Raw genomic sequence first — 23,667 nt, 5'->3', positions numbered from 1 at the left:
GACGACTGTAACATCGAATCGATGTGAACCTCGTTTCGATGTGTCATCCTGGAGGAATGCTGGAACTCTCCATACTCGGCTTCCTGGCCGCAGGCCCCCTTCCCGGACACGAGCTGCGCCGCCGCATCACGCACCTCACCGGATACAGCCGACCGGTCAGCGACGGCACCCTCTACCCGGCGATCAACCGCCTGACCAAGGCCGGACTGATTCAGCGGCGACCCGCTCCTGAAGCAGGAGGCGGCCGGTATGTGCTGAACCTGACCGACACGGGCCGCGAGGACATGCTCCGGCGGCTGCGCGAGCCGGCCGAGCACGAACTCACCGACTTCCCCCGCTGGTTCACGATCCTGGCCTTCCTCTCCCTGCTCCCGGACGTGGCCGACCAGCACGCGGTGCTCAGGCGCCGGCTCGCCTTCCTGGAGGAATCGGCGAGCTTCTTCTACGACGGAGAGACGCCGCTGCGCGCCGATGAGGTCGCAGACCCCTACCGGCGCGGCATGCTGCTCACCGCCCGCGCCACCAGCCAGGCCGAACGAACCTGGATCCGCGAGTCCCTCGGCCAGGACACCCCCGAGCCCGGCCCCACGCGCGACCCACACGACTCCTCCCCGCTCGACGCATCGGCGAGCTGACAGACAACGAAAGGCGCCCCCATGCTTGCTTCCTGGTACGACGCACAAGGCCCGGCCACCGAGGTACTACAGGTCGGTGAACTGCCTGACCCCACCCCCGGCCCTGGCGAGGTCCGGGTCCGCGTCACCGTCTCGGGGGTGAACCCCGGCGACACCAAGAAGCGCACTGGCTGGACCGGCTCCGGCATGCCCTACCCGCGGGTGATCCCGCACAGCGACGCCGCCGGCGTGATCGACGCGGTCGGCGACGGAGTCGACGCGCGCCGCGGCGGGCAGCGCGTGTGGGTGTACGGCGCCTAGTCCTACCGGGCCTTCGGTACCGCCGCCCAGTACGCAGTCGTGCCCGCCGGCCTCACCGTCCCGCTGCCCGACCACCTCTCCGACGATCTCGGCGCGAGCCTGGGCATCCCCGGCATCACCGCGCACCGCAGCGTGTTCGCCGACGGCCCCGTCGATGGCAAGGTCGTCCTGGTCAACGGGGCCCTGGGCGGAGTCGGCTCGCTGGCAGCCCAGCTCGCCGCCTGGGGTGGGGCCACCGTCATCGGCACCGTCCGCCGCACAGCCGACCTGGACCGGGTCGATCCGGCGGTCATCTCCCACGCCGTCGCCCTCGACGCCGCCGACCCGGCCGCCGAGATCCTCGCCCACGCCCCCGCCGGCGTGGACCGGATCATCGAGGTGTCCCTGTCCGACAACGCCGACCTCGACAACGCCGTCGCCGCCAACGGCGCAGCCATCGCCGCCTACGCCACCCGCGCCGACCGCACCGAAATCCCCTTCTGGACCCTGCTGTTCAACAACGTCACCCTGCGCCTGATCGGCAGCGACGACTTCCCCGCCGACGCCAAACTCCAGGCCGCCCGTGATCTGACCTCCGCGGCCGCCGTCGGCGCGCTGACCTCCGAGATCGGCGACCGCTACCCGCTCGCCGACATCGCCAAGGCCCACGACCGCGTCGACGCCGGCGGCCGCGGCCGCGTTCTGATCGACATCCCCCGATAAGGCCCTGGAAAGCCGCCGTAGCAGCGGCCGCTGTCGTCTGTCGGCCCCTGAAGCGTCTCAGTCCTCCGCGCCGTCATCATCGTCATCGAGGTCGACCGTGTCCGGGTCACGCAGGGGCCGCAGCCCGTCGACCGGCTGGGAGGGGTTGAAGTTGTAGCGGCCGAGCACATTCAGATTCTTGTGCTTGAGCGGGGACAGCCGGGCCACATCCTCGTCCCGGATCTCGTGGCCCTCCGCGCGCAGCTGGGCGACAGCGGCGTCGATGTACCGGGTCGTCCAGAGGACTACCGCGTTCAGCACCAGGCCCAGCGAGCCGAGCTGGTCCTCCATCCCATCCCGGTACGCCTGGTGGATGGTGCCCTTCTTGCCGTGGCAGATGTCGCGGGCGAGCTTGTGGCGGGACTCCTGCACGGTCAGCTGCTTGTGCATCCGGCGCCGGTAGGTGTCGTCCATGGGGTCGACGACCGCCAGCAGGTGCAGGGTCTTGGCGATCCGCCCGTACTCGGCGAACGCGGCCCCCAGCGGGGTCGGATTGCCCTCGCGTCCGAACATCCGCAGCAAGTCGTACGCCCTGACCTGGTTGGTGACCAGGGAGCCGGCCACCCTGAGCATGTCCGGCCAATGCGTGATCACCTTCTTCACGTTCACCCTGTTCCGCGCGATCGACTCCAGCGGCCCGTACCCGCCCACCAGGTCGGCGCCGGGCATCTGGGCCTTCCAGAACCGCTGGTCCTCAAGGTCCTTGAAGCGCGGGGAGAAGCGGTAGCCGAGCATCTTGAAGATGCCGAACACCATGTCGGAGTAGGAGGCGTTGTCGGTGGCGACCATCTCCGGCTTCACCCCGCCGTCCAGGTTCAACAAAGCGTCCAGGATGAACAGCGAGTCGCGCGGAGTGCCGGGCACCACCATCTGCCCGATGCCGATGACCTGGTCATTGATCGCATTCAGCCACGTAATCCCCTTCTTCTTCGCGAAGTACTTGGGGCTCGGGGCCGTGCTGATACTGCGGACGGGGACGACGAAGCGCAGGCCGTCAACGGAGGCGAGCAGCCCCTGGCCCCAGAACTTCACGATCGGCACCTGCACCTGGGCCTCGATGAGGGCGGCGTTCGCCGCGGCGATGGTGTCGCTACGCAGGTAGTACTGGTCGACGTGGACCAGCCGGGAGCGGGTGAGCGCCTCGACGTTCGGGTTGATGACCGGGGTCATGCCGATGTTGCAGGCTTCGCTCACCAGCAGGGCGACGACCGAGGTGGTGAGGTCCTTCATGCGGGTCCTGCCATCGCCCAGGTGCACGAAGGCGTCCAGGAACCCGGTCCAGGAGTGCACCTCGAACAACAGGTCCGGCAGGTCGACCTTCGGAAGCATCTTCTCGACCCGCTTGCGCAGCCAGTCCAGCGACTTCGGCTCACTGAGCGCGTGGAGCTTCTCCACGTTCAGCTTCGCCCGGCCGTTCGACTGCACCTCGATGCTGATCTCCGCGTCGTCGCCGGCCTCCTGAAGCCGCTCGGCCATCTGCTTCCACGTCGCATCCAGCACCTCGACCAGCTCCGTCAGGTGCTGGACGCCGTCCTCGGTAAGACTCAGGCCCACCAGGACGTCCTCGCGCACCGCCTCCCAGCCCTTGCCCTGGAGCAGGCGGGCGCGCGGGTCGGACCAGCGGTGCGAGGGGGAGGCGAAGATGTCCCGGCGCTTCAGGGCGCGGAAGAGCTGTTCCAGCACGCACACCACGTACGCATCGCGGTCCACCGCTCCCTCCGGCAGGTCCGCGTTCGCGTACACCGCCTTGCGCCAGTGCGGCGGCACCAGCTTGTCGTCGATCTCCCGGGCAGCAGCGGCTTCTCGCTCACCTTCCGCCGCGACAGCGCCGGAAGGCGCTTCACCCCGGTGAGAATCCGCTTGCCGCGTCCAGCGCCTTCGACTCCCCCAGCAGGGACAGGAACGGCTTGACGGTGTTGTAGCGCAACACCAGCGCGCTACGCAGCGCGGTCTCCGCCGTGTTGTCGTCCTCCGGTACCAGGCTCACCACCACAGTCGCCGCACTCGACAGCTCCGCCCGGGGCGCCACTTCCTCCAACGCCCGCCACAGCGCCTGCACGTCCACGTCGCAGCCGGTCTCCTCGATGAGCTCCAGCTCCTCATGGAACACCTTCGCCGCCCTGGCCACCAGCCGCGAGGACTTCTCCAACTGCGGCAGCGTGGAGAGCCGCTGCTTGTCCGTTCACCGCTTCGCCGTGGAAATCAGCCGGGTGGCCATCAGGATCTCGAACAGGTCCAGCGCGTCGTCGATCGCCATCGCCTCCAGGTGACGCATCACCGCAGTGAGCATCGCCGTGCGCTTCGGCTCCGGGGTCCGCTCCAGCTTCGGCGCCTTGGTGCCCAGCCCGTACCGGGCCAATGCGGAAAGCCGGTTAGGCGGGATCTTGTCCAGCTTCACCCGCCCCAGATGGAAGGAGGCGATGTCCTCGACCCGCTGCAAAGCGCCCTTCATCGCGGTGCCCGTGGTCCGCGTCGGCGCCCGGCGAAGCCGCTCCAGTTCCGAATACCGCTTGCCCTCCGGCGTCTTCAGCGTGGCCACCAGGTCCCTGGGCAGTGCCGCGTCCGCCCGCCGGACCTCCTTGGCGACCGTGGCGTGCAGCCGTTCCTCCGCGATTCTGCGGACCTCGGCGACCTCCCGAGCCAGAACGCTCACCCCAGGCAGCAGCACCCGGTTGCGGCGCAGCCAGCCCACCGAATGATCGAACAGGGCTTTCGGCCCCTCGGCATGCGCCGTCCATGCCCGCCCGTGCAGGAACGATCGGAACTTCCGGCCCTGACCGTGGTCCTCGTACGGGTGGTAGCCGTACGCCTCACGTATCTCCCACGCGTGGTCGTACACCGTCTGACGGCGGTCCGTGTACCGCTTCACACACGACGCGTCCTCGATCCCCAACTGCTCGGCCAGGTGTTCCACCACCGGCCACGGCACATCCAGCGGGTCCTCGCCCAGGAACAGGCCCACATACCGAACCGTGCACATCTGGAGCGCGAACCCGACTTGGTGATGCTGCGTACGCCGCAGCGCGATCAGATCCCGGTCCACGTCATCCAGGAAGAAGAAGCGTTCCAGTTCGGGCTTCGTCGGCTCCTCGGCGAACTTCCCGTACGCCTCGGCCTGCTCGTCAGTCAAGAATTCCACCGGCATGCGGCGGACGTATCCACCCGGCCACGAGCGGCCGTGGATCTTTTCCCGAACGCCTGCACGAAGCTGTCGACATCGAGACGCTCGCTGACTTCGCCGCCATGACCGGCGTCGAACTCCTCACCATCGACGAGAACACCACCTCCGGGCAGTTCGCCAAGGAAATCCGCTGGAACGCCGCCAGCACCAGCCCGTCGGAAACCGAAGAGTCTCACTGCTGGGAAATACCTGACACGTCAGATACTGTTGCATCAGGCGAAAGGCCCGCGGAAGGCGGGTTCCACAACTGGGAGGCACAGCCCTCATGAAGCTCGTCCAAGTCTTCGATGCCTACTGCGGCTGGTCGTACGGTTTCGCGCCGACCCTGGACGAACTCCTCCGCCGTCACCCCGACCTGGGCGTGGAAGTGGTGTCCGGAGGTCTGTTCATCGGCCCGCGCCGGGTGCCGATCCAGGAGTTCGGCAACGTTCGGGCCGCCAACGCCAAGATCAGCGAACTGACCGGGGTCAGCTTCGGGTCCGGTTACGCGCGGCTGATCGCGGACGACTCCTTCGTGATGGACTCCGAGGCCGCCGCGCGGGGTGTGGCCGTGTTGCGGCAGGCCGCGCCCGACCGCATCGTGGAACTGGCCGCCGCGCTACAGCAGGCGTTCTACGTGGACGGCATGAGCCTGTCCGACCCGGCCACCTACCGTGCCGTCGCCGACACCGCCGGCCTGGACTCGGACGCCGTCGTCGGCGCGTTCACCGCGCCGGGTCCGGCCGCCGCCGCAAAGGTCGAGTTCACTCGGGCAGCAGGCCTGGGCGTGGACAGCTTCCCCGCCCTGCTCGCCGTCGAAGGCCACCGCACCACGCCCCTGGCCGTCGGCCATGCCACCGCCGACCAGATCGACCAGCGCCTGCACGCCCTCACGACCGCATCCTGATCACCTTCTCCGCGCCCCGACCCTGTTCCCCGCATCTCCTAAGGAACCACCATGAGCACCCTCGACTTCAAGGTCCTCGACCTGGACTTCCCCGTCGGCTCCAAGAACAAGACCGCCACCCTGATCACCGGCGAGGAGCAGGCGTTCCTGATCGACGCCGGGTTCACCCGTGCCGACGGGCACCGTCTGGTCGCCGAGATCCTCGACTCCGGCAAGACGCTGACCAAGGTCTTCATCAGCCACGCCGACCCCGACTTCTACTGGGGCGCCGAAGTGATCGCCGACGCCTTCCCCCAGGCCGAGATCGTCGCCACCCCGCTGGTCATCGAGCACATCGCAGCCGCGTACGAGGGGAAGCTCAAGGCCTGGGAGGCCGTCGGCGCCAACCGCCCCACCCGGCTGGTCGAACTGGCCGAACTGACTGGCGACGTCACCTTCGAGGGCCACGTGTTCCAGCTCAAGGGCGGCCACCCCGGTCTGCCCGACCGCCACTACCTGTGGCAGGCCGAGCACCGGGCGATCGTCGCCGGCGTCCTGCTGTTCCAGAACGAGCACGTCTGGGTCGCCGACACCGCCACCTCCGAGTCGCGCGCCGTATGGATCGAGCTGCTCGACGAGATGACGGCCCTGGACCCGGCCTTCGCCGTCCCCGGCCACCGCCTGCCCACGACCACCGTCGACGCGAGCCCGATCGCCTACACCCGCGACTACCTCACCGCGTTCGAGGTCGAAGCCGACAAGGCCGACAGCGGCGAGGCGCTGACCAAGGCACTGGTCGCCCTCTACCCGGACTCCGGGATGCTCATCGCGGCCCAGCTCGGCGCCAAGGTCGCCAAGGGCGAAATGACCTGGGGCTGATCACCCCTCCCACGGCCGGTGCCGGCGGTTTCCCCCGACTGCCCGGCACCGGCCGCCCATCGGCCCCGCCGCCGACCATGTCCTGACGCTCGCACCCGTTGTGAGAGCCACATGCCCACCACCGCCGCCGACGCCCGAGCCGCCCGTTCTGCACCGGTCGTCGCACGCCACTACCCGCTGCGCGAGTTCGCGCTGACGGCTGTGCTCCTCGGGCCGCGCAGCGGCGGCGCGACGAACCCGGCCCGCCCCTTCGGCCCCGCGCTCCTCTCCGGGGACCACAGCCACCTGGCCGTCCACCTGATCGCGCCTGTTCTCGGCAGCGTCCTCGGCGCGGGTATCCACAAGCCACTGAAAGGCCACCCCCATGCACGAGACGACCGACTTCCGCACATCCACCGCCCCCGCCGATGTGGTGCGACGCCAGTACCTCGCCTCCGCGGCCGGTGATCTCGAAGCTCTGAGGGCCACGCTGGCCGACGACGTGGAATGGACCGAGATGGCCGGCTTCCCGCTGGCCGGCACCTACCGCACCCCCGACGGCGTCACCGCCAACGTGATGGAACAACTGGGCAAGGCCTGGGACAACTGGACCGCCCACGACGACACCTACGTCGTCGACGGCGAGAACGTCGTGGTGCTGGCCCGCTACACCGCCACCAACAAGTCCACCGGCAAGAGCATCGACGTCCGCGTCGCCCACCACTTCGTCGTCCGCGGCGGCCGTATCGTCCGCTTCGAACAGTTCGTGGACACCGCCAAGGTCCGCGAAGCGATGTCGGCCTGACACACCAGCACCGCATGGCTGGGCCGCGGTATCGCACGTGACCTTGCCGCACGCGGCGACGCCGTGCTGCTCCACGGCCGCGGACTGCGCGCCTGCTGCAGGAGCAGACTCGCGATGATCATGGCGAGCATGGCCGCCCTTTCGGGGCGGTGCCCGGGTCGCCGCCGACCCGGGCACCCGGTCACGCCTCTACTCCATGAACTGGAATTTCCACGCCTGGCGTTGGTTGCTGACGTCGAGCGGCCTCAGGGCGATGCGGGGCGGGAAGATCCTCAGCAGGCCGAGGTCCAGGGCCAGCTCCTCGCCGTCGACGGGGCCTCCCGGGACGACGACGTGGAACGTGTGCGACTGCTCGCTCTGGTAGAGCGCCCACTCGCGCGACTCGGGGTATCCGACGACCGGCTTGTTCACCTCCGGGTCACCGTCGAAGGACAGGTACGTTTCGCTCCTGAGATTGCGGATCGTACAGTTGCCGTTGCTGAGTACCTCCAGCTGCCATTCCTGCTCGCCGGGGCTGCCGGTGGGCGGCAGCAGCACGACGGGGGTCTTGGGCTGGGACGACCCTCCCTCCATCGTGAGCAGTTGCTCGCCGGGACGGGCGATCATGTAGAGGCCGTTCGGTACAGGCGCCAAGGCCGACTCCACTTCTGACGTGCGGTGCCCGTACGGGGCGCCGCCGATCTTCAGGACCGACGAATCCCTTCCCCGCCGACGCGTTACGAGGGTCGGAAAAGCTCCGTGTCACCCTTCAGGAGTACAGCGGATTCACCCTGGCGTTCGATCACTCACCGCGGGTGTCCTCCGGCGCCTTCAGCGGCGCGCCCGGTGGCGCGTCGGATCGGCGCCCGCCAGCGCAGGTGGTCCCGCGCCCGCCAGCGCAGGTGGTCCCCTACGAACACGCCGTGCCAGCCGGCCTCCTCCGCCTCGGCGGCCAGACGTGCGACCGCCGCCGGGCCGGCGAGATCGTCGAAGATCGGCAGCCAGAGCGCCGACCGCAACCAGGTCATGGTCGGCCGCCTCCGGTGTGCTGGAGCAGAGCCGGGAGGAACACGTCCCACAGCGGCTTCGGCAGGTCGTGCCCGGCGCCTTCCAGGACGAGCAGCGTCGCGCCGGGAAGCGCGTCGCGCAGCGCTCGTCCGTGTGGGAGCGGGAGAACCGGGTCGTGGTCGCCGTGCACCACCAGGGTCGGCGCCTTGACGGAGGCGACATCGCGGGACGACCCGTCGAAGGTCATCGCGTAGTGGTTGACGAGGGTGGCCGCGATGTCGTGAGTGCGGGCCACGTCCCGCTCGACCAGCGCGCGCGTGGCGGTCTCGTCGAAGTAGGGCGAGCCGCCCGAGCACGCCTTCGCCGACGCGACGAGAAAGTCCACCACCGCGCCGGAATCGGCGGGGTCCGGGCGGGCGGGGATGCCGCTGGTGAGCTCGTCCGACGGCGGCGGGAGTCCGTCCTCGCCCGTGGAGGTGGAGACGAACGTCAGCGACTCCACCCGGTCGGGGTGGTCCACCCCGATGACGAGCCCGATTCCGCCGGACATGGACCGGCAGACGATGTGCGCGCGCTCGACGTGCAGCGCGTCCAGGATGCCGAGCGCGTCCCCGGCCAGGTCGGTGAACGTGTAGCCCGGCCGCCCTGGCGGGTAGCTGGTGGATCTGCCGGTGTCCCGGTTGTCGTAGCGGATCACGAACCGGTCGCCGCGCGCGATCTGTTCGCACAGCTCGGCTTCCCACCACAGCATCGAGGCGGTCGCACCGTCGATGAGCAGGATCGCCGGGTGCGCGGGGTTTCCGAAGGTCTCGAAGCACAGCTCGACATCGTTGATCTCGACGAGCTTCTCACCGTGCGAAAGGTGATCGGTCATGAACGCCACGCTAGACCCGGCTGTTCATCGCGAAAAGCGATAGTTTCCGATCAATTCAATCGTTATGGGCGATGTTATCGGCTACGGTGGGCTCATGTCCGACGTCGAACTGCGGCATCTCACCGCGATGGCCGCCGTGGCCGACGAGGGCTCGTTCGGGCGGGCGGCCGCGCGGCTCGGGTACACCCAGTCGACGGTGAGTCAGCAGATCGCGGCTTTGGAGAAAGCCGTCGGCGGTGCCGTGTTCGACCGGCCGGGCGGGCCGAAACCGGTGCGGATCACCCCGCTCGGCACGGTGGTGCTGGCACACGGACGCGATCTGCTGGCGAAGGCCCAGGCGATGGCGGCAGCCGTCGACCGGTTCAAGGCCGGCGACGGCCGGGTCGACATCGGCGCCTTCCAGAGCGTGTCCAACGTGATCCTGCCGCTGGTCGTACGCGGACTTCGGGACGAGCATCCCGGCTGCGACATCAGGCTGTTCGAGGAGGAGACCGACCAGCCACAAGTCCATGAGCTCGACCTGATGTTCTTCGACGGCCGCGTCGACGGCGACGTCGAACACCGCAAACTGCTCGACGATCCCTACCTGTTGGTGGCCCTCCGCGGCACCTTCCCCGACGGTCCGGTGCGCCCGGCCCGACTCGACGGCGCACCGATGGTGGCGCACCCGCCGATCTGCGACCAGGCCCGGCTGGAGCAGGCGCTCGCACGCCGCGGCGTTCGGCCGCACATCGTGTGCCGCACCGCGGGCAACGAAACGGTGCTGTCGATGGTGCGCGCCGGAATGGGTTCGGCGGTCCTGCCGCAACTCGCCGTCCACGGCGCCGACGTCGGCTCCGACGCGTCGCTGTGCGTCCACGAGCTCAAGCCAGGACTCCCGCCACGCGAGATCTTCCTGCTGTGGCAGGCACATCGCACTCACTCCCCGCTCGCGGCACGGGCGATCGAGATCGCCGTGGAAGTAGCGGGCGAGATCGCCCAGCGCACTTGACCCCTGTTGTGCAGGTGTGATGTGCGCAAGTCGTCGGCCGTCTCTCGTACCCGACCGGATCGGGCACAGGATGTCGGGTCCGGCAGGGTGGTTCCTTCCTAACGTGAGTGATCGAAAGGGAAGGAGGCCGGGGTGCTGGAGCGGCTGAACCAGGCCATGGAACACATCGAGTGCCACCTTGACCGGCGGATCGAGGGGGCCGACCTGGCGCGGATCGCGGTGACTTCGGAGTACCACTTCCGGCGGCTGTTCTCCGCGCTGGCGGGAATCCCGCTGTCGGAGTACATCCGGCGCAGGCGGCTCACGGTCGCCGGCGCCGAGGTGCTGGCCGGGGACCGGACGCTGTTGGAGATCGCGGTGCGGTACGGCTACACGTCGGGGGAGGCGTTCGCGCGTGCGTTCCGCGTCATGCACGGCGTCGGTCCCGGCGAGGCCAGGCGGTCCGGTGCGAGTCTGCAGTCCCAGCCACGGCTGTCCTTCCGCCTCACCGTCGAAGGGAGTAGCAGTATGCGATACCGGGTCGTGGAGAAGGACGAGTTCCGCGTGGTCGGCAGGAAGGCGCGTGTCCCCCTCGTGTACGAGGGGGTGAACCCTGCCATCGCCGAGTTCATCCGGGGCATCGGGCAGGAGACGCTGCAGCGCATGCAGAGTCTGTCCGATCAGGAGCCGCAGGGGATCGTAGGGGTGAGCGGGAACCTCGACCCGAGTCGGGCGGAGGGAACCGAACTCGACTACTACCACGGGGTGGTGACCCGAGCCGCCGTGCCCGAGGACATGGATGCGCTCACCGTGCAGGCCGGGACGTGGGCCGTCTTCGAGAGTTCCGGGCCGTTTCCGCAGGCGCTGCAGTACCTCTGGCGGGACGTGTTCACGCAGTGGTTCCCGTCCAATCCGTACCGGAGCCGGCCGGGACCCGAGATCCTGCGGACCCGGCTGTCGCAGGACGCCACGCAGGCGGATGCGGAGCTGTGGATCCCCGTGGAGCTGACTGCGGTCTGAACGACAGCGTGCGGCGGCTCAGGCCGCCGCACGCTGGAGACGTCGATCAAAGCCGTGCAACGATCTCGGGACGGCCCACGGACGCGGAACCGTTTCGCCGGGCGCCGTGTCCTCCTTCGCGGAAGGTGGTTCCACGCCGTGGAACCACCCGTGAAGGGGGATGGCCATGGGGCAGGTACGCGAGGGGGCACGGTTAGGCGCTTGGGCCGTCGGAGGGGTCATCGGCCTGGCGGTGTTGTACCTGATCGGGGTGTTCGCCTTCGGCGGCGCGGGGTGGATCACCGCCCCGTTCCGCGGTGAGGCGGACGAGCGCGAGAACACCGTCGGCTCGGGCGAGTTCCGGCAGACCACGTACGAGGAGTTCTTCGATCTGTGCGAGGCCGTGCAGAACGCCGAAGGGACGATCCAGGCGCTCCAGGAGGAGCGGAAGACCGCTTCGGAGACTCGCACGACGCAGATCGACCAGTCGATCACCGCGCTGAAGGCCAGCCGGATCGAGTCGGTCAACGACTACAACTCGAAGGCCGCCCAGGAGCACCGCGCGCCCTTCCGTGACAAGGATCTGCCGTACCGGCTGGATGTCACCGCCAAGCGCACGACGTGCGCCAACTGATCCCCGTCTCGTCCCGGGAAGAGGGCAGCACCGCATGAAGAAGTTCGCACGCATGGCCCTGGCCACCGTCGTCGCGCTCGTTGTGGGCCTTGCCCTGACGTCCTGCACCGGCGACTCCAGCCAGGACAAGGAGAACCAGCGCAAGCAGGACAACTACGACCACCTCGTGGCCCAGCAGCCGGCGGGCCGCATGGAGTACTCGCCGACCCGTGAAGCGATCAACCAGTGGATCAAGACCTGGGGGAAGCGGGGAAAACTCTCGTACGTCTACATCCAGAACGCCAAGGGCGAGTACGGGTACTTCATCATGAAGGGCCTGCCCGTGCCGCGCTGCAAGATGCTCACTCCGACGGAGAAGGTGGAGTCCTCCGACAGCGGCATCGCGGTCCTCGCGCAGCCCGGCATGGACGGCACGTACACGTCGGGTTCCACCTGCAACGCCTACTACGGTTTCGACGCCACGACGGGCGCGTACATGGAGTTCACGGTCGGCACGAACCAGTCGTTCTTCCTGTTCGACAAGCCCATGACGATGCCGGAGTACGCCAGCGCCAAGCAGTTGGGACCGACCTCGGTGAAGGACGTCGCGAAGCAGCCATGAACGGTCGAGGGCCGGTGGGAGGAGTCCGGCCCGTGCGGGGCGAGCCGGTGGCATCGGCCTTCAGCCGTGCCTTCAGCCTGAACTGCGTGCGGTACGGCCGAGCACGGCGCGGAATCGTTCCCGCCCCGCCTCGACGCTCGCCTCCCACAGCCCTGCGACATCGCCGGACACCGACAGGAGCTGAAGCCGCTCCTCCTGGGCACGGTAGGCGGCGCCTCCCAGGTTCTGGTCCAACATCCCCGTCGCGGTGAGCGCGGCATGACCGCAGGACACCGCGTCGTCCGCGATCCCGGAGCGGTTGGCCAGCAGGGCGTGCCGCAGGACGAGAGCGGCGAAGAAGGTGTACGTGCCGGCGATGTCGGAGATCCCCTCCTCGTTCGGCTGAAGCTCGGGGAACCGCTCCAGCGCGCGTACCCGGGCGGAGACGTCGGGCAGCGGGCGGTCGGCGTACCAGAGGCCTCGTACGGACTCCACGAAGAAGTCCAGGTCGGCTTCCCTGCCTGCTCCCCCGGCTTGCAACCCCACGAACAGCGGCGCCATGCGCTCGGCGCAGGCGGCTGCGTACAGCCGGACCGTCTCGCCGCCCTCCGCGCGCAACGTCTCCGCTACGGACTCCTCCACCAACGTCCGCACGGCCGTCCCTCCCTGTAGACCCCTCATGAGAACGACATCCTCGCAGGCCACGAGAGCCTCGAGTCGGCCGCCACCGAAGCCCCATGTACCGAGCCCTCATGTACCGAGTCGCCGTTGCCCCGTCGGCCTGGGGCGGGTCTGCGCACGTCAGCGGCCGCCCGGACGCCTCTCGACGAAGTGCGCCAGGTCTTCGGGGGCCGGCCGCAGGAGTCCGTCCCGGACCGCGAGGGCCGTGGCCTCCGCGCGGGACGAGGTGCCCGTCTTGCGGAGCATGTGCTCGACATGACTGTGCACCGTGCGCGGGGAGAGGAAGAGTCCTTGCGCGATGTCCTGGTTGGTGTGGCCCATGGCCGCCCGGGTGAGCACCTCCAGCTCGCGGGGGCTCAGTCCGTACGGGAGGTCGGTCGGCGTCTCGTGCACGAGCACCGCCTGCCGGATGGCGCCCGCGCCGCGGCCGTAGCGGTGGAGCACGATCCGGCGCCAGTCGCGGCCCACCGGCCACAGCAGGCGCAGCCGCTCGCCGTGTACGGCGTCGAAGGCCCTGAGCAGAGGGTGGAAGACGGCGTCGTCCAGCACGCGCGGCCTGGTGCGACCGGGCAGGTCGACGACGCCGCCGGGCGTGGCCAGCGCGGCCGCGGCCGTCTCGGACAGGTCGTGGAAGTCGTCGGTCGGGGCCGTGGGGTCGGCGAGCGCCGCCAGGGCGGGCATCACCGAGGCGAGCAGATGCTGCGCCTCGGTGCCGTAGGCGCCGGCCCGCTCCGTGGAGAGGTGGATCAGGCCGACGTAACGGCCGTGGTGCCGCAGCGCGCCGGTCATGCCGTCGCGGAAGCCGGCGGGGCGTACGCGTTCCGCATAGAACCTGCCGTCGCAGAAGCGCTCCTCGGCACTGCCGGAGACCGAGTCCTGGGAGATGGAGGGCGGCAGCGGCTGGGTGACGACCTTGCGGAACCACGGGGTGCCGACGAACTCCGCCGCCAGCGCCTCGGAGATCTTCGGCGCGTAGCCGATTCCGGCCACCTGGACGTGGGCCCCGGTGAGCGGGTCGAGCCCGACCATCGTCACGGCGTCCTGGGGCAACGCTCCCCCGAGGGTGTGGAGGGCCTCCGCACAGGCCGCGGCGGTGTCCCGTTGCCGGGTGAGCATGCCGATGCGGGTGGCGGCCGCGATCTGGTGGTGACTGAGCATGCGAGCCTCCGGTGGCCCGTGAACGCAGAATCGTTTGGACCCTAACGATAGGCGTCTCCGAGGGCTTGGACAAGCGGTTCACGGCGTCGTGACCGGATCGGTTCACGGGGCCTCCATCGCTGCTCCCCAGGCGGCGACGGGGACCGCCGTGGAACTCGGCCCGGTATCTCGCCGGGCAGCTCGGCCCGGTATCTCGCCGGGCAGCTCGGCTCGGTATCTCGCCGGGCAGCTCGGCTCGGTATCTCGCCGGGCAGCTCGGCTCGGTATTTCTACGGATGGCGGCGCACGTCCGCGGGGTCTTTGCTGTTCGCCACATCCCACCGGCGACGTCCGCCGAGGGTCCGTCGAGAGGTCCCCGCATGATCCAGCCACCGCACATCGGCCCCGCCTCCCGCAGACAGTTCCTGACCTGGTCCGGCGGCATGGCGGCGGCCGCCGCGCTGGCCGCCGCGGGCTGCTCCGGTCCGCAGGACGACGCCGCCGCCGGAAAGGCCGCCGCCGGTTCGCCGGCGGCGGCCGAGAGCCTGACCAGGATCGGCCTCGACTACCCCTTCACCCAGCTCCCGCTCTACACCACCCTCGTCAAGCTCTCCACGGCCGCCGCCAAGAAGCACGACGTCTCCCTGGTCACGACGAGCGACGTGGGCAGCGCCGACACGCAGATCACCAACCTGAACACCTGGGTCGCCCAGAAGATCCCGGCGATCGTGTCGTTTCCCATGGTCTTCGAGGCCACGGAGAAGATCGCCGAGGCGGCCCTCGACGCCGGGCTGATCTGGGTGACGTACGGCGGGTCGCTGGAGAACCAGAGCGCCGACATCCAGTTCAGCTTCCTGGAGGGCGGCAGGCTGCTCGGCGAGGCGGCCGCGCGATGGGCCGAGGAGGAACTGGGCGGGAAGGGCAAGATCGCCTTCCTGACCGACAGCACGATCCAGCTCGGCCGGGAGCGTACGAAAGGCATGATCGACGCCTTCACGAAGCTCGCGCCGGGCGTGGACGTGGTCGCCCAGGAGCAGGCGATCGACCCGGACACCGGCCTGTCGAAGTCGAACGCGATCCTGGCCAAGCACCCGGATCTGAACATCGTCCTCGGCATCACCGACGCCGCGGCCTACGGCGGCTACAAGGCGCTTCAGCAGGCGGGCCGGAAGAAGGGCGACGCCAAGACCTTCGTCGGCGGTCAGGACGGCTCGGCGCCCTCCCTGCTCGCGATCAGACAGGGCACCTTCTACCGGGCCTCGGCGGCACTCGCGCCCCAGGACATCGCCGCCGCGATCGTGGACGTACCGCTCGCGGTCGCCGCCGGGAAGGCGAAGCCGAGCGCGCAGGTGCCGGTCACGCTGGTCCGGCAGAGCGACGGCGCGAAGATCGACGCGCTGCTCGCCCAGAACGCGTAGGCGGGCGTCATGACGGCGACGAACCTGCGCATCCGCGGGCTCACCAAGTCCTTCGGCGGGGTGAAGGCCCTCGACGACGTGGACCTCACCGTGCCGGCCGGCCAGGTCCACGCCCTGCTGGGCCACAACGGCGCCGGCAAGTCCACCCTGATCAAGTGCCTCGGCGGCGCGTTCCCGCCCGACGCGGGGACGATCGAGGTGGACGGCGCCGAGTACACCCGCCTGAGCCCGCGACAGTCGATCGCGGCCGGAGTGGCGATCATCTTCCAGACCCTGAGCGTCGTCGGCTCCCTCACCGTCGCCGAGAACGTCTTCCTCGGCCAGGAGTGGACGCGTTACGGCACGGTCGACCGCCGCGCCCAGGAGACCCTCGCCGCCGGCCTGCTGGAACGGGTCGCCGCGAGCTGCTCGCCACGCGATCGCGTCGGTGAACTCCCCATGGGCCAAAGGCAGTTGGTGGAGATCGCGAAGGCGCTCAGCCGCAGCGCGTCGGTCCTCGTCCTGGACGAGCCGACCGCGGCGCTGTCCGACGCCGAGAGCCACGCCCTGGCGGAACGCGTCGAGGACCTGCGCGGCCAGGGCCTGGGCATCGTCTACGTCACGCATCTGCTGTCGGAGGTCGAGCGCCTCGCGGACGCGGTGACCGTACTGCGGGACGGGCGGGTCGACTACCACTCCACGGTGTCGGGGCACAGCCGCAGGCAGCTGGTCGACACCATCGTCGGCCAGGGACGCACGGCGGCCCCCGGGCCCGACCGCTCCGACCAGCCCGGCTCCGGTGGCCGGTCCGCGCGCCTGCTGGCCGTGGACGGGCTGACCGGGCCCGGGTTCGGCCCGGTCGGTTTCGAGGTGGCAGGCGGCGAGATCGTCGGGCTGTACGGGCTCATCGGATCGGGGCGTACACGGATCCTGGAGACGCTCTTCGGCCGACGCCGCAGGTCGGGCGGGACCGTGCACGTCGGCGAACGCCCGGTCGCTCCCCGGCGGCCCGCCGAGGCCCTGGCCGCCGGAATCTCCCTGGTGCCCGCGGACCGACGCGGTCAGGGCCTGTTCGGAGGGCTCACCGCGCAGGACAACGTGCTCCTGCCGGTCGTACGTCCGCTCGCTCGTGGCCCGCTGCGGTCGCTCCGGGCCGAGCGACGCGCCTTCGACGCGCTGGCGGCGGCCGTCCATCTGCGGCCCGCCCGGCCCGAACTGCCCGCCGCGGCCTTCTCCGGCGGCAACCAGCAGAAGCTCGTCCTCGGCCGCTGGATCAACGAGGCCCGCGACACCGACGTCCTGCTGCTCGACGAACCGACCCAGGGCGTCGACGTCGGGGCCCGGCAGGAGATCTACCAGGTGGTGGAAGGGCTCGCCGCCGAACGGCGCACAGCGGTGCTGTTCGCGTCCAGCGACCCCGAGGAGATCGTGGCGCTCGCCCACCGCTGTCTGATCGTCGCCCGTGGACGCGTCGTCGGTGAGCTGTCCGGCACGGAACTCACCGAAGAGGCCCTCCTGTCGGCCGTCCACGACACGGACGCCCCCGCCGGCACAGGCGCCGACACAGGCGCCGACACCGGCACCGGCACTCGAACAGGCGAGGGACCACGATGACCACCACCACAGCCGACCGGGCGAAACCGGTCAGCCCCCACGCACTGGCCGCCGGCGGTCTCACCGTCGTCCGGCGTCACCCGCTGACCGTCGTACTCGCCCTGATGGTGCTGGTCTTCCAACTGTCGACGGGCAGCTTCCTCGACACCGCCAATCTGCGCGGGATCGCCACCGACGCGGCGACCATCGCCATCGTCGCCGTCCCGCTGGCCCTGCTGGTCATCAGCGGCTACCTCGATCTGTCGGTCGGCTCGACGCTCGCCCTCGGCGGGCTGGTGGGCGGCTGGCTCGCGGGGCAGCACGGGCAGTCGCCCGTGGTGGCGGTCCTCGGCGCGCTCGCGGCCGGCGCGGCGGTCGGCGCGGTGAACGGCTTCCTGTGCTGCTACCTCGGCCTGTCGGCGTTCATCGTGACGCTGGGCATGCTGACCGCCGTGCGCGGCCTGGCCCAGCAGCTCTTTCCGCTGCCCCTCAGCGACTTCGGCACCGGGTTCGCCTGGCTGGGCGGGGCCCGGATCGCCGGGATCGCGGCCCCCGTCGTCATCGCCGCGCTCGTGCTCGTCGCGGGATCCCTGTTCCTGGCGCTCGCCCCGGCCGGGCGGCACGTGTTCGCCATCGGGGTCAATCGGGAGGCCGCCTACCTCTCCGGCATCAGCATCCGGCGTACGCCCTTCGCGCTGTTCGTGCTCACCGGTGCGGCGGCGGCGCTGGCCGGGGCCATCAGGGCGTCGGTGCTCGACAGCGCCGTGGCCGGGACCTCGGGCGCCGGGTTCGAACTGACCGTGCTGACCGCCGTGCTGCTCGGCGGAGTCGCCCTCAGCGGGGGCTCCGGCTCGGTCTTCGGCGTCCTGCTCGGCGTGTTGTTCCTGGGATGTCTGCAGAACGGTCTCACGCTGCTGAGCGTGCCGACGTTCTGGCAGCTGATGGCCCAGGGCGCGGCGCTGGTGGCGGGCGCGGCGCTCGCCCACTTCGGCCCGAGGACGATCCGCTGAACCCTGTTCCTCCCTTTCCTCCTTGTCCCACCCCGTTTCCCTCCCCATCAGGTCCCCATCAGGTCCCCACCAGGTCCCACCAGGTCCCACCAGGAAGGTTCTCCCGTGAGCCAGAGCACGCCCACCCTCGTCCTGACCGGCGGCCATGTCGTCACCGTCGACCCGGACTTCACCGTCGCCGAGGCCGTGGCCGTGCGCGGCGGGGAGATCATCGCGGTCGGCACGGACGCCGAGGTGCGGGCCCTGGCCGGCCCGTCGACCAGGATCGTCGAGCTGAACGGCCGGACCGTGCTCCCGGGGATCAACGACTCGCATCTGCACGGCGCCGCGTACGGGATGACCAGGCCGCCGTTCGCGATCGACGTCGGGCATCCGGCCGTCGGGTCCATCGCCGACATCGTCGGTGTCGTCGCCGCGGCGGTGCGGTCCGCCGCGCCCGGAGAGTGGATCATCGGCCTGGGCTGGGACCCGGGCTATCTGGCGGAGTGCCTGGCCGACGGGCGGCGCTTCCCGCACCGCCGCGATCTGGATCAGGCTGCGCCGCACCATCCGGTCTGCCTGACCGACTTCTCCTCGCACATGGTGTGGGCCAACAGCGCGGCCCTGCGCGCCTGCGGGATCGACGCGGCCACCGAACCGCCGCCGGGCGGTGTCGTCGACGCCGACGCCGACGGCGAACCCACCGGCATCCTCCGCGAGGCCGCCCAGCGTCTCGTCCAGGCCGCGCTCCCCTCCCCGACCGTCGCCCAGCGGCGCGAGGCGATCCGCGGGGTGGTCGCCGAACTCCACACGCGGGGCATCACCAGCTACACCGAGCCCGGCCTCGGGCCCGGCGGCGCCGGCACCCTCTTCGGCGGTCTGAGCACCGACAACTGGACCGCGTACGCCGAACTCGTCGCCGCCGGTGAACTCGACGCCCGGGTCAGCGTGCTGCTGCTGCCCGCGCCCATGGGCGGCTCGGCCGACGACGTGCGCAAGGGCCTGGCCGAGCTGGAGCGCCCCGCATCCGCGGACCCGCGTCTGCTGCGGGCCGTCGGCGTCAAGATCTTCGGCGACGGGGTGCCCCCGAACCGTACGGCCTGGATGAACGATCCCTACCCCGACGGCAGCCACGGCGCCCTGTGCGTGCACGGCGACACGCCCGCGCTCCAGGCGGACGAACTGCGCGAGATGATCCGCGTCGCGCACGAGGCCGGGTTCCAGCTCGGCGTCCACGTCACCGGCGACCGGGCCATCGAGACCGTGGTGGACGCCTTCGTCGCCGCGAACGAGGCGAGCCCACGTCCCGACGCCCGGCACTACGTCATCCACGGCGACTTCATCGGCGCCAGGAGCCTGGCCGCTCTCGCCGCGCACGGTTACGGCGTCAACATGAACCCGTCCATCAAGTGGACCGTCTCGGATCTGATGGACGAGGTGGTCGGGCCGCAGCGGTCGGCCTACCAGTGGCCCGTGCGGTCCGCGTTCGAGGCCGGTGTCACGGTGTGCTCGAGCTCGGACGCACCGATCACCGAGCCCGACTGGCGTCAGGGGGTGGCCGCGATGCTGCTCCGCGAGTCCAAGGCCAGCGGTCGGCAGAGCGGCGCGGACCAGTGCGTGGGTCTGGCGGAGGCGCTGCGGGCGTACACGGTCAACGCGGCGCGGCAGGACTTCGCGGAGGCGTGGAAGGGGTCGGTCGAGGTGGGGAAGGCCGCGGACCTGTGCGTACTGGACCGCGACCTGTTCGCCACGGACCCGCACGACATCACGAGCGTCGAGGTCGACCTGACCGTGTTCGACGGGCGGGTGGTGTTCGAGCGCGTGGCCGAGTCGGACGAGGCGGTCGCCGACGGGACCTGACAGGGAAGGCGGGTCTCCGTTGCAGAAGTCGGCGTGCGCGGCGGCCGCTCGCTCCGCCGAGGCCCTGGACGAGGTTGGTCTCCGCGTGAGCCGGACGAGGAAACCCCAGGCAGAAGGCCTGGGGTTTCCTCGGCTCGCAGGGGACGGCCTGTCGTGCGTGCACGGTGACGCCGGTCGGGTCAGCCGCCCATGAGGTCCCGTTCGATGGCGGCGAGCTCGTCCGCGCTGCCCTGGACCTTGGGACCGCTGAACCATGTGCGGGCCGACAGCCCCCACCAGGCGCCGGCGAATCCGAGGACGACCGCCACCGCGATCGGCGCGTAGTTGAAGGACTTCGCGGTGACCGGGCTGACCTGCGGGAGCATGAACAGGACGGTCACGAACAGCACCCACCCGACGGCGACGACGGCGATGGGCTTGCTCCACCGGCCCAGGTTCCACGGTCCGGCCACGAAGTCGTCGCCCTGACGCAGGCGCAGATAGATCGGGATGACGTACGCGATGAACAGGCCGATGACGGCGATGGAGGTGACGGCGGCGTACGCGGTGGGGTTGATCAGGTAGGGCAGGCCGAGGAGGAACGCGCCGCCGGAGGCGAGCCACACCGCGTTGGTCGGGGTACGGGTGTGGTCGCTGATCTTGTGCCAGATCTTGGAGCCGGGCAGGGCGCCGTCGCGCGAGAAGGCGTAGATCATGCGCGAGTTGGCGGTCACCGAGGACATGCCGCAGAAGAACTGGGCGCCGATGACGATGAGCAGGAGCAGCTTGCCGCCGGTCGCGCCGAGGGCGTCCAGGAAGATCTGCACGGGCGGCACCCCGGTGCTGCTGCCGAGCGCGCCGTCGTAGGACTGGATCGCGAAGGTGACGCCGATCAGCAGGACCCAGCCGGCGACCAGCGAGACCAGGATCGAGTTGACGATGCCGCGCGGGCCGGAGCGGGCGGCGTCGTGGGTCTCCTCCGTCATATGGGCGGAGGCGTCGAAGCCGGTCAGGGTGTACTGGGCGAGGAGGAGGCCCAGGAGGGAGACGTAGAGGCCCGAGCCCCAGCCGGTGTTGTTGACGAAATGGCCGAAGACGAAGCCCGCGGACTGGTGCTTGCCGGGGAAGACGATCAGGGCGAGGACGACCACCGCGACGCCGATGACCTGCCACCAGACGCTGATGTTGTTGAGCAGGGCGACGACCTTGACTCCGCGCACGTTCAGCAGGGCGTGGATCAGGAGGGTGACGCCGAACAGGAACACGGTGTGACCGGGTGTCGCGGCGAAGCCGAACTGGAGGTCCAGGAAGGCGTTGAGGAACTGGGCGAGGCCGAAGTCGATGCCCGCGGTGACGGCGACCTGGCCGAGGAAGTTGAACCAGCCGGTGAACCAGGCCCAGGCGGGGCCGTTGCTCTTGGCGAGCTTGGCCGCCCAGTAGTAGAGGCCGCCGGCGGTCGGATAGCTGGAGCAGACCTCCGCCATGCCGAGGCCCACGGTGAGGGTGAGCAGGCCGACGATCGGCCAGCCCCACACCATGACGGCGGGGCCGCCGGTGTTCATGCCGAACCCGTACAGGGTCATGCAGCCGGAGAGGATGCAGATGATCGTGAAGGAGACGGCGAAGTTGGAGAACGGCGACATGCTGCGCTCGAGCTCCTGTGCGTAGCCCAGCTCGTGGAGCCGGGCCTCGTCGTCGCTCACCGCGGTCGGTCCGGCGGCGGTCGGTCCGGCCTTCTCGACCTTTTCTGAAGCCATGGGGAACCCCTTTGACGGGCGTGCTGGATGGGGACGGGGGTGGGGGGTGGGGTACGGCTGCGGGTGGGTCGAGGGTTACTGGGAGGTCATGCCGCCGTCGACGGCGACGACGCTGCCGGTCATGAAGCTGGCCTCGTCGGAGGCGAGGAAGAGAGCCACGTTGGCGATCTCGCGTGGTTCGCCGGGCCGGCCGATCGGCTGGAAGGAGTCGATGGTGTCGTACACCTGCTCGAGGCCGCCGAGGAGTTCGGCGTGGGCGTGGTTGATGGGGGTGTCGACCCAGCCCGGGCAGATGACGTTGCAGCGGATGCCCTGCTTGGCGTAGTCGAGCGCGACGCCCTTGGTCAGCATCACGCTCGCGCCTTTGGACGCCGAGTAGACCGTGAGGAAGGGCTCGCTGACAAGCCCGTTCACGCTGGAGATGTTGACGATCGAGCCGCCGCCCTGGGCCAGCATGTGCGGGATCACCGCCCGGCAGCCGTACAGCTGGCCCTTGACGTTGACGTCCAGGGTCCGGTCGATGACGTCGTCGGGCACCTCGTGCAGCAGACCCGGCAGGTTGACTCCGGCGTTGTTGACGAGGACGTCGATGCGGCCCCAGCGCACCACGGCGGCCGCGACCATCCCGTCCACGGCCGCACTGGAGGAGACGTCGACCGCGTGGGCCTCGGCGACCCCGCCGGCCCCGGTGATCTCGGCCGTGGTGCGCGCGGCGGCATCGGCCGACAGGTCCGCGCACAGCACGCGTCCGCCCTCTTCGGCCAGCCGGTGGGCGATCGCCCGCCCGATGCCGGACCCGGCGCCGGTGACGATGCAGACCTTGCCGGCCACGCGGCCCGTGCTCGTGCCCGTGCTCGTGGGAGAGGTCATGGGGTCTCTTTCCGTGGCGCATGTTGGTCGATCCGCCAATCACGCACGTCCGTATATCCCGATGTACGCCCGGGGATGCCACAATGCTGCGGTGAGCCCTGCATCCTGTCATTGGACAATTGCCCAACGCTCCCCTCTCCACGCCGTGGGATCTTCCGAACGGGTCGGCGGTCCGGCGTGATCGACCTGGAGGGGAAGGTCGCGGTCGTGACCGGCGCCGCGAGCGGCATCGGGCGGGCGATCACCCGCGGCTTCGTGGCGGCCGGGGCACGGGTGGTCGCGGCGGACGTCGACGAGGCGGGGGCCGCCCGTACGGCCGAGCTGTGCACGGATCCCGGGGCCGTCGTGCCGCTGCGCGCGGACGTCTCCGACCCGGCCGACGTCGCCGCGGCGGTGGAGACGGCCGAGCGGAACTGGGGACGCCTCACCACCATGGTCAACAACGCGGCCGTCTCCATCCCCGGAAACGTCCTGGAGACCTCGGTCGAGGACTTCGACCGCATGCTGGCGGTCAACCTGCGCGGCGTCTTCCTCGGCTGCAAGTACGCCGTGCCCGCGCTGCTGCGGGCCGGCGGCGGCTCGATCATCAACATGGGCTCGGTCAACAGCCTGGTCGCCGAGCCCGTCCTGGCCGGCTACACCGCGAGCAAGGGGGGCGTCCTGATGCTCACCAAGGCCGTCGCCCGGGACTTCGCCACGATGGGCGTACGGTGCAACTGCGTCTGCCCCGGCTGGGTCGACACCCCTATCAACCTGGCGCACGCGGAGCGCATGGGCGGCATCGACGCCGTACGGGAGTCGCTGCCGGACTGGCAGCCGATCGGGCGGGAGGGCCGGCCCGACGAGATCGCCTCGGTCGCCCTGTTCCTGGCCTCCGACCTCTCCACCTTCATGACCGGGTCCGCCGTGGTCGCGGACGGCGGCATGACCGCGATCTGAAGCCTGTGCGAGGCCTTCCCGACACCGGATCCGACA

The 23,667-nt window shown here is 70.1% G+C and carries 22 protein-coding genes and 2 pseudogenes; 16 read left to right on the top strand and 8 right to left on the bottom strand.

Annotated features, from left to right (window positions below; translation table 11 throughout):
- The first annotated feature begins 56 nt into the window (after nt 1-56).
- Nucleotides 57-635 (top strand): PadR family transcriptional regulator, encoded by a 579-nt coding sequence (locus tag OG562_RS39460; RefSeq protein WP_266406642.1) that lies wholly within the window; start codon nt 57-59, stop codon nt 633-635.
- Nucleotides 636-656: 21 nt separating this feature from the next.
- Nucleotides 657-1,637 (top strand): annotated as a pseudogene (locus tag OG562_RS39455) (NADPH:quinone reductase).
- A gap of 57 nt (nt 1,638-1,694) precedes the next feature.
- Here OG562_RS39455 and OG562_RS39450 read toward each other — a convergent pair.
- A pseudogene (locus OG562_RS39450) lies at nt 1,695-4,821 on the bottom strand (Tn3 family transposase).
- A gap of 98 nt (nt 4,822-4,919) precedes the next feature.
- Between OG562_RS39450 and OG562_RS39445 the strand changes: the two are divergent.
- From OG562_RS39445 to OG562_RS39425, 5 genes are all read left to right on the top strand, one after another.
- Nucleotides 4,920-5,126 (top strand): hypothetical protein, encoded by a 207-nt coding sequence (locus OG562_RS39445; RefSeq protein WP_266406640.1) that lies wholly within the window; start codon nt 4,920-4,922, stop codon nt 5,124-5,126.
- Entirely contained in the window at nt 5,123-5,743 is a 621-nt protein-coding gene (locus tag OG562_RS39440) for a DsbA family protein (protein WP_266406638.1), read from the top strand. Before OG562_RS39445 ends, OG562_RS39440 begins: the two co-directional genes overlap by 4 nt.
- Before the next feature lie 51 nt (nt 5,744-5,794).
- Nucleotides 5,795-6,601 (top strand): MBL fold metallo-hydrolase, encoded by an 807-nt coding sequence (locus OG562_RS39435; RefSeq protein ID WP_266406636.1) that lies wholly within the window; start codon nt 5,795-5,797, stop codon nt 6,599-6,601.
- A 111-nt stretch (nt 6,602-6,712) separates the two neighbouring features.
- The gene (locus OG562_RS39430) at nt 6,713-7,048 is read left to right on the top strand and encodes an aquaporin (protein WP_266406635.1); all 336 of its coding nucleotides are present in this window, start codon (nt 6,713-6,715) and stop codon (nt 7,046-7,048) included.
- Nucleotides 6,966-7,385 (top strand): nuclear transport factor 2 family protein, encoded by a 420-nt coding sequence (locus OG562_RS39425; RefSeq protein WP_266406632.1) that lies wholly within the window; start codon nt 6,966-6,968, stop codon nt 7,383-7,385. Before OG562_RS39430 ends, OG562_RS39425 begins: the two co-directional genes overlap by 83 nt.
- A gap of 189 nt (nt 7,386-7,574) precedes the next feature.
- Here OG562_RS39425 and OG562_RS39420 read toward each other — a convergent pair whose 3' ends face one another.
- The 3 genes from OG562_RS39420 to OG562_RS39410 form a co-directional block, all read right to left on the bottom strand.
- Nucleotides 7,575-8,018 (bottom strand): RICIN domain-containing protein, encoded by a 444-nt coding sequence (locus OG562_RS39420; RefSeq protein ID WP_266406630.1) that lies wholly within the window; start codon nt 8,016-8,018, stop codon nt 7,575-7,577.
- Between the two features lie 152 nt (nt 8,019-8,170).
- Nucleotides 8,171-8,392, bottom strand: a complete 222-nt coding sequence (locus tag OG562_RS39415; RefSeq protein ID WP_266406628.1) for a hypothetical protein — start codon at nt 8,390-8,392, stop codon at nt 8,171-8,173.
- The gene (locus OG562_RS39410) at nt 8,389-9,246 is read right to left on the bottom strand and encodes an alpha/beta fold hydrolase (RefSeq protein WP_266406625.1); all 858 of its coding nucleotides are present in this window, start codon (nt 9,244-9,246) and stop codon (nt 8,389-8,391) included. Before OG562_RS39410 ends, OG562_RS39415 begins: the two co-directional genes overlap by 4 nt.
- A 94-nt stretch (nt 9,247-9,340) precedes the next feature.
- On the opposite strand from OG562_RS39410, the gene OG562_RS39405 reads away from it, so the two are divergent.
- From OG562_RS39405 to OG562_RS39390, 4 genes are all read left to right on the top strand, one after another.
- Nucleotides 9,341-10,237 carry a LysR family transcriptional regulator gene (locus tag OG562_RS39405; RefSeq protein ID WP_266406622.1) on the top strand — a complete coding sequence of 299 codons (897 nt, stop codon included), beginning with the start codon at nt 9,341-9,343 and terminating at the stop codon, nt 10,235-10,237.
- A gap of 132 nt (nt 10,238-10,369) precedes the next feature.
- A complete protein-coding gene (locus OG562_RS39400; protein WP_266406619.1) occupies nt 10,370-11,236 on the top strand; it encodes an AraC family transcriptional regulator in 867 nt (288 codons plus the stop codon).
- Nucleotides 11,237-11,396: 160 nt separating this feature from the next.
- Complete coding sequence (locus OG562_RS39395; protein WP_266406617.1) at nt 11,397-11,849, top strand: hypothetical protein; 453 nt, start codon at nt 11,397-11,399, stop codon at nt 11,847-11,849.
- Between the two features lie 34 nt (nt 11,850-11,883).
- Nucleotides 11,884-12,450: a hypothetical protein gene (locus tag OG562_RS39390; RefSeq protein WP_266406615.1), complete on the top strand. Its 567-nt coding sequence runs from the start codon at nt 11,884-11,886 to the stop codon at nt 12,448-12,450.
- A gap of 72 nt (nt 12,451-12,522) precedes the next feature.
- Here OG562_RS39390 and OG562_RS39385 read toward each other — a convergent pair whose 3' ends face one another.
- Together OG562_RS39385 and OG562_RS39380 are read right to left on the bottom strand one after the other, a co-directional pair.
- Nucleotides 12,523-13,083, bottom strand: a complete 561-nt coding sequence (locus tag OG562_RS39385) for a hypothetical protein (protein ID WP_266406613.1) — start codon at nt 13,081-13,083, stop codon at nt 12,523-12,525.
- A gap of 147 nt (nt 13,084-13,230) precedes the next feature.
- Nucleotides 13,231-14,268, bottom strand: a complete 1,038-nt coding sequence (locus OG562_RS39380; RefSeq protein ID WP_266406611.1) for a LuxR C-terminal-related transcriptional regulator — start codon at nt 14,266-14,268, stop codon at nt 13,231-13,233.
- A gap of 359 nt (nt 14,269-14,627) precedes the next feature.
- On the opposite strand from OG562_RS39380, the gene OG562_RS39375 reads away from it, so the two are divergent.
- The 4 genes from OG562_RS39375 to OG562_RS39360 all read left to right on the top strand — a co-directional run bounded on the left by OG562_RS39375 (nt 14,628) and on the right by OG562_RS39360 (nt 20,086).
- Nucleotides 14,628-15,665 (top strand): sugar ABC transporter substrate-binding protein, encoded by a 1,038-nt coding sequence (locus OG562_RS39375; protein ID WP_266406608.1) that lies wholly within the window; start codon nt 14,628-14,630, stop codon nt 15,663-15,665.
- Between the two features lie 9 nt (nt 15,666-15,674).
- Nucleotides 15,675-17,258: a sugar ABC transporter ATP-binding protein gene (locus OG562_RS39370; RefSeq protein ID WP_266406605.1), complete on the top strand. Its 1,584-nt coding sequence runs from the start codon at nt 15,675-15,677 to the stop codon at nt 17,256-17,258.
- Complete coding sequence (locus tag OG562_RS39365; RefSeq protein WP_266406602.1) at nt 17,255-18,247, top strand: ABC transporter permease; 993 nt, start codon at nt 17,255-17,257, stop codon at nt 18,245-18,247. Before OG562_RS39370 ends, OG562_RS39365 begins: the two co-directional genes overlap by 4 nt.
- 105 nt (nt 18,248-18,352) lie before the next feature.
- Nucleotides 18,353-20,086, top strand: coding sequence for an amidohydrolase (locus tag OG562_RS39360; RefSeq protein ID WP_266406600.1), 1,734 nt, complete (start codon nt 18,353-18,355; stop codon nt 20,084-20,086).
- A 179-nt stretch (nt 20,087-20,265) separates the two neighbouring features.
- Here the strand turns inward: OG562_RS39360 and OG562_RS39355 are convergent, their stop codons facing one another.
- Both OG562_RS39355 and OG562_RS39350 read right to left on the bottom strand, forming a co-directional pair.
- Entirely contained in the window at nt 20,266-21,822 is a 1,557-nt protein-coding gene (locus tag OG562_RS39355; RefSeq protein WP_266406598.1) for an amino acid permease, read from the bottom strand.
- Between the two features lie 75 nt (nt 21,823-21,897).
- On the bottom strand, nt 21,898-22,692 hold the full coding sequence (locus OG562_RS39350; RefSeq protein WP_266406596.1) for an SDR family NAD(P)-dependent oxidoreductase: 795 nt from the start codon (nt 22,690-22,692) through the stop codon (nt 21,898-21,900).
- A 177-nt stretch (nt 22,693-22,869) separates the two neighbouring features.
- Here OG562_RS39350 and OG562_RS39345 point away from each other — a divergent pair, with 177 nt between their 5' ends.
- Complete coding sequence (locus tag OG562_RS39345; RefSeq protein ID WP_266406594.1) at nt 22,870-23,631, top strand: SDR family NAD(P)-dependent oxidoreductase; 762 nt, start codon at nt 22,870-22,872, stop codon at nt 23,629-23,631.
- Nucleotides 23,632-23,667 lie beyond the last annotated feature (36 nt).

Source organism: Streptomyces sp. NBC_01275 (assembly GCF_026340655.1).
Lineage (GTDB): Bacteria > Actinomycetota > Actinomycetes > Streptomycetales > Streptomycetaceae > Streptomyces.
This window is presented reverse-complemented; position numbering and strand designations above follow the sequence as displayed.